The organism is Leptospira bandrabouensis (assembly GCF_004770905.1).
GTDB lineage: Bacteria > Spirochaetota > Leptospiria > Leptospirales > Leptospiraceae > Leptospira_A > Leptospira_A bandrabouensis.
The window spans coordinates 1-11,032 of record NZ_RQHT01000013.1 but is presented as its reverse complement, the minus strand read 5'-3'; the positions used below and the strand labels follow the sequence as shown (position 1 = coordinate 11,032).

The following is an 11,032-nucleotide window of genomic DNA, read 5'->3' as shown; positions in this document are numbered from 1 at the left end:
GGGAGAGGAAATCCTCTCCCGATCGTTAGTTTAACAAGTGAAAGTTGAATGTACTTTCGTTTGTAGTATTACCTTTATAATTGGCAATATCATCTTATGAATGATGCCTTTTATTTCAATTCTTTCCCTGTCCAATTTTATCATTCACTTTCAAAACGTAGTGTCGATGCAGTTGAAGTGCTATGTTTGAAAGATGTTGTATAAAGAGAAATTGGTTTTGGTACAGCATACATTGGATCCAAATTATCTATCGCAAGACCAATACGACTTCCTACAGGAAAGTCATGGGCTACCGCTTGTAAATCAACATTGAGATCGGTATCTTTTCCTTTGACTCCGAAAAGTGTAGCGGTTCCATGAGATATCAGTTTTCCTGTACCCCAAACATCCACTTCATACAAATATACCACAACATGAGGAGAACTGTCAGAACTATTGATTCTGCCTTTATAAAAGGTGCGTCCTCTTACTTTTAGCGGGCTTGTTAGTTTATCGGAAAGATAAACCATAGCATTTGTGCGATCAATCAAGTTGACATTGGTGGTTACCGGTACAGAGACAGCTCCATCCAAAATTTCTGAGAGAAGGGGAACACCTGTTGTTGCATTCGTTCCACCAGATAGAATGGTATCGGTTCCGTTGGTTGTATTTGCTTTGGTTGTGATTTTTCCCGGGCTTAGTAAACCCATAGGTCTTAAGTGGAAAGTTCGTTCTACTTTATTTGGATTTGGCCAAGCAGAATAAGTGACTCTTGTGTCGGAAAATCTTTTTTGGATAGAGACTTTGGGTTTTGACATGATCCCGTTTTGAATCCCTTTTAACCAATAATCAAACCAATCGTAAGTATTGGTCCAAACATAATTTTCAATTCCAAGGACTCCTCCAATTTCTGCTGTAGCATGAATTCCATTGTTCAAATCTAATTTTTTTGGTACAGTTAGTTGTTCAAAGTAAGGAAGGATTTGGTTTGGTTGGAAAAGATTATCTTGCGAATTGTTGGAGATGTAAACAGGTTTTCCTGCTGCATTTAATGCCGCAACAGCACTGTTTGGTGAACGTTCGCTAGCCCAAGTCAAAACCGTAGCCACATCTCTTGTATCTAACAATTTTCCAAAGTTTTCTGCAATGATTGGATCCATCCTTCCAGTAATATAACCAGCTGTGACAAGTAAAAGTCCCCAAACCAGTCTTGGAGTTTGATTGCCATAAAGAGAATCAGGTAAACTTCCCCATCCACTCATAGCAACGGCAGTTTTGATCCTTGGTTCTTTACTTAGTCCGAGTAAAGAAATTCCTGCACCATAAGAAATCCCCGCAATACCAATGTTTGTTGGATCAACTGGAGCATTGGAAAGCAAAAAATCAATTCCTTTAGAGAGGTCTGACATATCTTTTGGGCCAGCAACATTGATAAGCCCTCCAGAAGTTCCAAATCCTCTTGTGTTGTAACTAAATACAACGTATCCTTTTTTCGCAAGTTTTGCCGCAGGCACAATGTATTCATATTCATTGAGAGCCCAACTGTTGACAAAGATGACTGCAGGGAAGGGACCAGTTCCTGATTTCGGAATGAACAAATTCCCTGTAATTTTGACTCCATCATTACTGACAAAGGAAATGTTGTCATTGAAACTGAAACTTCCATCATTCTCTTTTGCAAATGCCGATTGAATGTCTTTGGAAAGTGCAACATTACTTTGTTTTAAAACTTCTGGAGATACAGAAGTTCCTGAGTTCACTCCATCTAACACAGCAAGTACGGCTGCATTTCCACTAGAGTTTTGGTTTCCATTTTGTCCGCAGGCCATCAGGAGGAAAACTCCCAGTGGTAAAAGTAGACGGTAGATTTTTTGCTTTTTCATAATTCGCCTCTGAATTGACTCAAATTTACCATAAATGACCTTTGCATGCGTCTAAGATGACAATTTTGGACAAATTTTTAGGTCTAATATCATGATTTTGTACTAATTCTCTTTACAAAAGGCATCCAAAAGGTTGACGTATGCGTGCATTTCGTACGATTTTTCGATCATGTGGGAATTCTTCGGTTCTTGGCTCCAGTTTGGAGCTTGGTATCACTTTATTTTGGGGATCGGTATTTTGGTGAAAGAAAAGGGATCCAAAGGGTTTCCCTTTGCCATGATCGCCGCTTTTTCCGGTGGGATTTTGATTTTATACGCCTATCGTTTATTTGCAGGTCTAGAATTTGAAACTCCTATTTTAAACCAAGGGTATGTTCCTATCATTTATTTAATCCCCGGGAGTATGCAATATACCATCGAACAGTTTTTGAGTACAGAACCTGTCCCTTTGAAAAAACTTTATCGTTTGTATCCTACCTTTCTTGTGATACTTTTTCTTCTAACATTAGAATGGTTTGCACCAAACACTCTTTCACAGACCATGAATCAGAGTTTTGCGGGAGCTCCAATGTCTCTTCCCGAAATTACATCCATTTTTGGCTGTCTGTATTGGATTGGTATTTTTTTGGGAATGATTTACCAATATAGAAATATCCTTTATAATAATCCAAACAAAGAAGCAAAGTTAGGTGTTCAGATACTCGGAATGATATTAAAAGGAAACATTACCTTTGCAGGTTTTATCCTTCTCAGCACAATTTTACGTTGGCATTCCGGAATTTATTTTACAGCAGGATTGGCTACACTGATGGCTGTCATTGCCTTTATCGGAACAGAAATCAATCACGAGTTATTTAAAGATATTCTTCCTGGACTTAGGCAATCTTACCGCACCTCTCGCATTCTAAACCTAGATTTAGAGAAATTACAGAAGGAACTCGATTATTTATTAAAAGTTGAATGTGTATACCGAGAGGAAGATTTAAGTTTGGCCTCTCTATCGGAAAAATTAGGAATCAAAGATTACCAACTCAGCGAATACATCAATGCATTTTTAGGAATGAACTTCAATCGTTTACTAAACGAATACCGTATTGCCGAAGTTTGTCGGTTGATAGAAAAAGAACCAAAGGCAAATTTACTCTCTCTTGCATACCAAGTTGGTTTTAATTCTAAAGCCAATTTTAATTTAGCATTTAAATCTTTGAAAAAAAAGTCACCTAGTGAATATGCAAAATCAATGAGGAAGGGCCAATAACCGTAATCATCACATTCCATAGGGAAACTAACTGCCAACAGAACTGTGATGATTACGATCATGAGTGACTCTATCGCTATTTTTTTCCTTTCGGTTTTTTCTTTGATACCGTGTAACCTAGAATATGTGCCATTTTCCAAACAATTTCTAAATTTGTTTTGGAAGCCGGCATACTGGATTCTGTTTTTGAATCAGGTAAAACAGAGTGTAGGTGAAATTCATTGGTTCCAAATCGTATTGTCTCTGGAGTCAAATGGATCCATGTATGCCATCCATATTCCCTTTGTTCAGGATAAAATGTGAGTAAAATCCCAGGATCTTTGATCTCGTTCATTTCAGGGATTTTGTCATTTAACTTTCGTCTGGCTGCCATCTCTAACATAGTAAAAGTTTCAGAACTTTTTTTTGCTTTTTTCCAGAAAGTTTCGATAAATTCATCTCCTCTTTTGCCAAACCATCTCCAAAGTAAAGGCAACCGTAGCCCAAGCGCTTCTTCATAAATACTAGAATCATAAGATTCATGATTTGTCATCTCTAGTCGCCGAATGATCACTTGAGAGATAGTGTCAAAAGATGATTCACCATCTAACAAAAATAATCTTGCCGCTAATAAATCAGTCCATACATACCATTGGGGAGTAGGTTCTTCTAGTAGCTGTTTTATTTCGTTTCCTTCCATCGAAAGAACCTTCTTCCATTTTAAAGATTCAGGCTCCATCACTCGCATAAACTGTAATAAATATGCCTTCCATGAAGGTGCTGCATAAGGCAATTGGAAAATTTCCAAAAAGTAAGGATACACTCCCGGACCTTGAAAGAACAAAGCTTTGATTGCTTCCCACCTGTCATAAGATCCAGAATATTTATATTCATCCAAGGAATACCGTAATGATTCGACAAGCCATGGTCCTCCATAACGAATTACATCTTCATGTTTGTATTTGGTTTCTCGAATTTTTTCAAACACATGTTGGATGCTATATTTTTCAGGATGGAGAATCGCCTCGGGTAACAAAGTTTTATTCTTAGAAAGTGATGTAGCATATTTATCAGATGAGTCAAACGTAGGAGCATCTTCTCCAGTGAGCGTAATCCAAGCGCGTCTTGCTTCCACTTCGATATAACTCCAAGAATAATCAACCATAGGATCGGGATCGGCATAAATGTGATACCAAAGATGATCTTTGAATTTTTCAACTTTTAGTTTTCTAATCCATCGAATGATTCCATACACACGGACTTGGTCTCCTTTGTTTCCTAGGATACGTTCCGCAAAAGTCAGATATTCATTGTTTTCCGGCTCCAAAAGTAATAATCCGGCTACATAACAAGCTCTTAAATCAATTGCAATACCAGGATAATTCGATCCTTCTAATTTTACAAAAAATTCGTGTAACTCTTGTTTTGCCTTTTCAGGTTCCATTTTGGCCCAGGCTAAGGCTGCTTCCGAAATGTTTATGATCTGACTCAATTCGAGGTAAGACTTTCTGTCTCCTCCTTTGATCCGAAAGCTATTTCTCGCATAGTTGGCAATGATTTCTGTATGTTCTTTTAGTTCTAAATGGGCACATACCGAAAATGCATTCCCTGCACTAATTCCAAAAAAACCAAGATGATCTTTATAAGTAAATAGTTTCTGTATGAGCTGGACTGAAACATCATCTAATGTTAATATTCGTTCTTGTAAAGCTTGGTTTAGGTGAGTATAGACTGTGAACATATTGTTCAAAGTCGGTCCTTCTTTTTGAACCTTTTCTCTAATTTCTTTAACATTGTCCAAAGTTTCAAAGGTTCGCCAAGCAGCATCCGCCAATATGGAATTGGCATCTTTATGTTCACTACTGATCAATGCCTCAATTACATATTCTAATCTTGGATCATCTTGTTTGAGTTTACGAACTGCTTCTCTAAACGAAACCATTGCTTGGTCGTCATCTAACATCCCAACCGTTTTTGTAATACCGCAATATGCTTTTTTATTCTCAGCGTCGTATTTCAAACCTTGTCGAAAGGCGGCATTGATCGCGACGGAAAGGCGTTTGTCCAATTTTTCCGGGTTGTATGGCCAAGTATTATAAGCACTATCGGTTCGTTCCCGGAAGTAATCATCGATCAGTTTTTTAAGGTTCGTGTCTTTTTTGGAAATTTCTTTTAATACTAAGTCATGTGCATTAACATCATCAGGGTAATCTTCGATTATTTTGAAAAGGTTTTCTTCAGTCTTGATCTTTGATTCCAGGTCTTTCTTTGAAATGGTTTTAAGATTGGAAAGACCTAAACTTTCATTGTATAATTTAATATTTTTTGGTTCAATTTGTTTGGGGTCAGCGTTACTAAAGGTTTGTGACCTTATTTTTTCTACCTTCTCTGTTGGTAGATTGAATAATGATTTGGATTTTCCATCCAGATAGGCAATTATATGTTCACAAATTTTTGGAATTATTTTTCCTTTTGATTTGTTTGCAAGTTTGATAGTTTCTCTACAAGCATCCTCATTCTTTAGATAAAAATGATGAAGTATCCAATAAGCAGCTAAATTCGGAAAGTTTTTGATATCTTCTTTTTCTTCTTCCCAAAGAGTATAGGAGGGAGCTTCCGCTAGTTTTTCTGTAAAGGCATAAGCAGGGTCTCCATAACTATGTCCAAGTAACCAAGCCGACCTTTCAAACATATCTAGTGAATTGTTATAGATAGGTTTCTTTTCGTAGAGTTTTGTGGCTTCTTTTTCAAAAGCTTTAATTATACTGTCTTTGATTTGCGTAGTTAGAATGGGTTCTTTTACTTTTTGACCTGCATCTTCTTCTTCGAATTCTTGTTCCTCATCTTCATCATCATAACTTTCATTTGATTCATTATTCCAATTTTCAGCAATAAAATGTGAGATGGAAAAAAATGGCAGGTTTTCTAATTCACCAATTTCATGATTATAATAATTTACCTCGACGGATTCATTTTCATTGGGCAAAAGATTGATCCAACAAGTGTCCCCACCTCCATCCGAAGCAAAAGCATAAGAACCGTTGAATAAGAACATGAGCCCGCTGTAAGTGCCAACCAACCAGGAAAGTATTTCATCAGGGTCTTTAATTTTAACTAATCTTTCCGCAGAGGAAATGGCATAATCAAATCCTCCTTCGTCATCTTCTTCCATTTCCTCTTCTTCGGCAGAATGATGGTCAATCATGTTCCAAACATCGGCAACTTCATACATAACGGATTTGTAAGCAGATTTTATGTTTTCCCATTCCAAAATTTCCTTTCCAGGTCGAAATCCATATATGGATTCAAATTCTTTCAAAAAACTTTGGTCTAGTTTATTTTTGGATTTATCAAATACCTTCTGAAATTTATCTCTAAGTGATTGAAACACTAACATTCTATCTAGGATGATTTCTTTTAAACTTCCTGAGTAAAGATCAGACTTTTGTATATTGAGTTGAGTAGGTTGTTTCATGTTGTTAGTTCCGCATTGAATGTTATAAAAGATTCTGAGTAATGGTTCCCATAAATTTTAAACCAATAATCCCCCGAATTATCGATTTCAAACTGCAGTAAATTCAAATCCGCAGTCAACTTTTCATTCAGGGAGTGTGGGGTAAGAGTCAATGTATCCAAGTTAAAGTTTAATAAATGTTTTTTAGCAGGTTTTTTATTTCTTTCCTTTAACAACAAAACCAGATTTGATTCATTTTGAATGAATATATCTATAAATTCTAAGTATGAACCAAAATAGGCCTTCATTGCTTCATCATACAAATCAAGGAGACTGATTAGTTCTCCATCGCTATTCCTTACTTCCAACTTTGAATCAGAGTATAAAAATATTCTTTTCGAATTTATTTTGGCTTTCATGGGGGCACCACTCGGTGTAAATTCAGAAATTACCTTCCCATTTTGATCTAAGATATAAGCAACTTCTGAATTTCCTTCTGTAACCAAAATTCTATCATTCCCAATTGATTTTAAGTTATAAAGATTTTGAAAATCCAAATCAAAATTCAAGATTTCCCAATTAGTCCCATTCCACCTATGGATCTGTTTTCTTCCGCTTGTATTGGCAAAGATAACGTAAGTATAGTTTACAAGATTCAAAATCTGGTAGGGAGAAGGGTTTGCTAACTTCGGAGATGGGAGGCTGAAGAACCTATCATCTCTAAAGTATAATACAGAATTAGATGATCCAAACAATACATGATCAGAATTAGAATCAAATGGATTATCACTTGCTAGGTAAAAACCAATTGGAAATTCGAATCGTGTGATTTGATTTCCATCGATTCTATAAAGAATAGGACTTTGATTCCAAGAACCAATCCAAAGATTTCCATTGTAGTCTCTTTCAAATAATAAACTTTCGAAACCAGTGATGATAGAATCTCTTTTGATGTTATGAGTTACAGTTGTTTTTATTTCTTGCATTTTTTATAAAAATATAAATGCAAAATGAAAACCATGTTTGATTAGGCAATTTATTTTTTATTTTAAGATTTTTGAATATAGGTGCCATGGATATCACTACAAGCTCGCCGATTCGTCTTAAAATTTATAACATAGTATGTGAATATTTGAAAATGCATTAGTCTCATAGAATTCTTTGAGACAATGCGGTAAAAAAAAATATTTTTTAGAGAGAATTAAAAACGTACTAATTGTTATAATATCGGTATCTCTTACGTTCTTACATTGGTTTAACTCTACTTAGTTTACCATTTGGAATCGTAGTTTATGATGAAGAATTGTTCCTTTACGTCTGGACCAGGATTTCTATGATCCTTTTTGTAAAGTATGTATTGAGACAAAACTGTAAAGAATGTACGAGTACACTCAAAAGCGCTAACGCATGTTATGCGACATAATGTAAATTATAGGAAGTTACTCAATGCATCACGTAATAATTTACCCGAAACACTAGTCGTTCCATCATCTTAAAATCTACTCCAATTACTAATCGTAAATTAAGGGTTAAGTTTATGCCAATTCGATATAGTTCTTAGTAAGTAACTATATTGGCTTTATTCCTTGAGTCTATAGATTTCTTCACAATAATTTTATTTGATTGGTTTAATAACAATGCGTTTTTCCCATCTCCGCCACCGCAATCTGCCGGCAGAAATTCGAGTTGTGAAATGTACGGAATATAAACTGGAGGCTGAAAATCTATTTGGTCCTTGTACTCTCTTGCTTCTGCAACAATGGTAAATTCATCAAAATTTTCCGGAGTGAGGTTTTGAAAACAGATACAAACTTGTTGACCTGCTTTTAAATCAACATCTAACGTAGCACTTTCATTTGAAGTATAAGTATCAATGACTCTATTTTTGGCATAGTTATGAATACGGACATCAAAGTATGCTAATCGGATTTTGTGTTTTCCTGGAGTTATATAGAATTGCGATTTTCCATCAACTTTTCCAATTCCTATGATTCCTAAAGAAAGCCCGTAATCTTGAAGATTTTCTTCAAAATTTCTTTCATCAATGCTAAGGATTCGAAAATTTGAGACCCTTAGTTCGGTAAGCATCGATTTGTCCATTGGCTCAGGATCTGCGAAGTGATTTGGGTAAACGTAATATTTGGTACAATTCGTGCCAAGGAGCAAAATCACTACCACTATAAATATGCGAGTAACTTTGGAATGCGATATGATAAAATTGTTTGGGTTAAACATTAGATATTATTTTTAAGATTTTAATTGGGAGGTCAACTAGTTCTTATTGTTTAGACATGATAATAGAAATAATGTGCGTTCATCTTTTGGCGCCTCGAATTCGTTAGTTGATTGATATTTTCGTCTAGAAACGACCGCGCTATTCGCTTCAATCTTTCCAATTGGTTTGTTGGCCAAAATAATTTTGTTTATGGAAAGGATTTCCGCTGCTATCGCTGGCGCAGGGGACTAGATCAGTATCTCACAAAAATAAAAACTAAGGTGTATAAAAAAATTGATTTGTATCCCAAACGAGATACAGTGAATCTCGGGAAGTTAAGAGTATGGCTAAAACAGCAATGATTCGTGCTAGAGTAGAAGATAATTTAAAAAAAGATGTAGAAAATATCCTTGAACGATTGGGTCTTTCTACCTCGGAAGCTATTAATATTTTCTATCATCAGATCAAGCTAACACGAGGGATTCCATTTGCCATAAAGGTACCAAATAAAATAACTAAAAAGACCTTGGAATCTACCGATAAGAACAAAGCCCTAAAAACATTTAAATCTAAGAAAGAATTATTTGAGAATTTGGGGATATGAAATTTATTCCTAGTTATACTAATCAATTCAATAAAGATATTAAGTTACAGAAAAATCGAAAAGAATGTCACATTGAACCTGACTGGTTACTTATTTATAAATTAGACCAAAATTCTATTATTTTTGAACGGACTGGAACGCATGCTGATTTATTTGAATAATTTTTGATCCGAGTCGTTTAGAAGACCCCCCACCCATCCGATCCCCAAAAGGATGGTTTCTCTTCTCCTCTGTATTTCCCTCCTCTTTAACGAGTTCAGTATCCCCCACTCCTGCCAGCGTCCCGTCCGGGTCCGACTGGCGAGCTTAGGCCATCCCTGACCACGCCACCGTGACGACGTCTTCACTTGGTTAAGAAAAGAATTTATGAGTAAGGGTTTGGGCGCCTCGAATTCGTTAGTTGATTGATATTTTCGTCTAGAAACGATCGCGCTATTCGCTTCAATCTTTCCGATCTGTTAGTGAATCAAAATAATTTAATTTATGGAAAGTATTTCCGCTACTATCGCTGGCGCGGGGGATTGGGGGAAATCTTCTTCGATGGCTATCTAGTTTTTAATTTTAAAGTTTTCCCAAAGAATGAAATGACTTGACGAATTCAGAATTTATATAAGAATTTAGGAGTGCTCGATTATAGAAAATATATTTCATTTGATAAGGACGTTCGAGGTGGTAAGCCTTGTATTCGTGGAATGAGAATTACCGTCTATGACATTCTTGACTATCTAGCTTCGGGTATGGAATATGATGAAATTTTACGAGAGTTTCCTTATCTCACTAAAGAAGATATTTTGGCGAGTCTAGCTTTTGCTGCTGATCAAAATAAATCAATTCTTGTAGCCTAAATGCTATTGTATGACGCAAATCTATCTCCAAATTTAGTCGAACATTTATCTGACATTTTTCCAAATTCAAAACATGTTTTTTCGCTCGGTATCCAGTCATCAGATGAACTCATCTGGGAAAAAGCGTATGAAAAAAATCTAATTATCGTTACTAAAGATAATGATTTTAATAAGATTTTAGAAAAGAAAGGTTTTCCACCCAAAATAATTCAAATCAAACGGGGGAATTGCAGCACATCTTCCGTTGTTTCGTTGCTGAAAGAAAATTGTGAGACGATCATAGCTTTTACAAAAAATCCAGAAGCTGGGATTCTATTTTTAGTTTAACAAAATCGAATCTAACAAATCAATTCCATCTCAGACAAAGAAATAAACGATATACTTAAAGAATTTTTTTAACGAGTTCAGTATCCCCCACTCCTGCCAGCGGAACTTCCTGTTCCGACTGGCGAGCTTAGGCCATCCCTGGCCACGCCACCGCGGGGGACACTTCACTTGGAGAAACTTATCGAAAGGATATAACTTATATCTAAAAGAAGGCTTGGAAAAGATTTATGATAAAAATTGATATTTAATAAATGTTTAGTTTGTTATATGCCTAACAATTGATAAATGATATCTATACAAACTACAGATAAACTCTGAGAAAATATCAGCTATATGCATTGCGTATATCACCCGCCTTTTCTCGAGGTATCCGTATTGCAATTAAACGCCGCCTAAATTCCCCATCCCCTCACCAATCCTCCACAAACCGCGAGATGGAAACTGCCACTTGGAATCCACTCCCGTATTAGGCGGTCTCTACCACACCT

Annotated in this window: 9 protein-coding genes; 5 read left to right on the top strand and 4 right to left on the bottom strand. The window is 36.0% G+C overall.

Features of this window, described 5'->3' with window-relative positions; translation table 11 throughout:
• Positions 1–140 precede the first annotated feature (140 nt).
• Entirely contained in the window at positions 141–1,862 is a 1,722-nt protein-coding gene (locus EHR07_RS06865; RefSeq protein WP_135744420.1) for a CocE/NonD family hydrolase, read from the bottom strand.
• 169 nt (positions 1,863–2,031) lie between these two features.
• On the opposite strand from EHR07_RS06865, the gene EHR07_RS06860 reads away from it, so the two are divergent.
• The gene (locus EHR07_RS06860; protein ID WP_135744419.1) at positions 2,032–3,120 is read left to right on the top strand and encodes a helix-turn-helix domain-containing protein; all 1,089 of its coding nucleotides are present in this window, start codon (positions 2,032–2,034) and stop codon (positions 3,118–3,120) included.
• 76 nt (positions 3,121–3,196) lie between these two features.
• On the opposite strand, the gene EHR07_RS06855 is transcribed toward EHR07_RS06860, so the two are convergent.
• The 3 genes from EHR07_RS06855 to EHR07_RS06845 form a co-directional block, all read right to left on the bottom strand.
• Complete coding sequence (locus tag EHR07_RS06855) at positions 3,197–6,574, bottom strand: hypothetical protein (RefSeq protein ID WP_135744418.1); 3,378 nt, start codon at positions 6,572–6,574, stop codon at positions 3,197–3,199.
• Positions 6,571–7,539 (bottom strand): hypothetical protein, encoded by a 969-nt coding sequence (locus tag EHR07_RS06850; protein WP_135744417.1) that lies wholly within the window; start codon positions 7,537–7,539, stop codon positions 6,571–6,573. Before EHR07_RS06850 ends, EHR07_RS06855 begins: the two co-directional genes overlap by 4 nt.
• Before the next feature lie 571 nt (positions 7,540–8,110).
• On the bottom strand, positions 8,111–8,788 hold the full coding sequence (locus EHR07_RS06845; protein ID WP_135744416.1) for a hypothetical protein: 678 nt from the start codon (positions 8,786–8,788) through the stop codon (positions 8,111–8,113).
• A 323-nt stretch (positions 8,789–9,111) separates the two neighbouring features.
• Here EHR07_RS06845 and EHR07_RS06840 point away from each other — a divergent pair, with 323 nt between their 5' ends.
• The 4 genes from EHR07_RS06840 (at position 9,112) to EHR07_RS06825 (ending at position 10,544) form a co-directional block, all read left to right on the top strand.
• A complete protein-coding gene (locus EHR07_RS06840; RefSeq protein WP_135744415.1) occupies positions 9,112–9,372 on the top strand; it encodes a type II toxin-antitoxin system RelB/DinJ family antitoxin in 261 nt (86 codons plus the stop codon).
• On the top strand, positions 9,369–9,533 hold the full coding sequence (locus EHR07_RS19300) for a type II toxin-antitoxin system mRNA interferase toxin, RelE/StbE family (RefSeq protein WP_135744414.1): 165 nt from the start codon (positions 9,369–9,371) through the stop codon (positions 9,531–9,533). The genes EHR07_RS06840 and EHR07_RS19300 overlap by 4 nt, the downstream gene beginning before the upstream one ends.
• A gap of 462 nt (positions 9,534–9,995) precedes the next feature.
• Positions 9,996–10,217, top strand: coding sequence for a DUF433 domain-containing protein (locus EHR07_RS06830; RefSeq protein ID WP_100728990.1), 222 nt, complete (start codon positions 9,996–9,998; stop codon positions 10,215–10,217).
• Positions 10,218–10,544: a DUF5615 family PIN-like protein gene (locus EHR07_RS06825; protein WP_100728991.1), complete on the top strand. Its 327-nt coding sequence runs from the start codon at positions 10,218–10,220 to the stop codon at positions 10,542–10,544.
• The last annotated feature ends 488 nt before the right edge of the window (positions 10,545–11,032 follow it).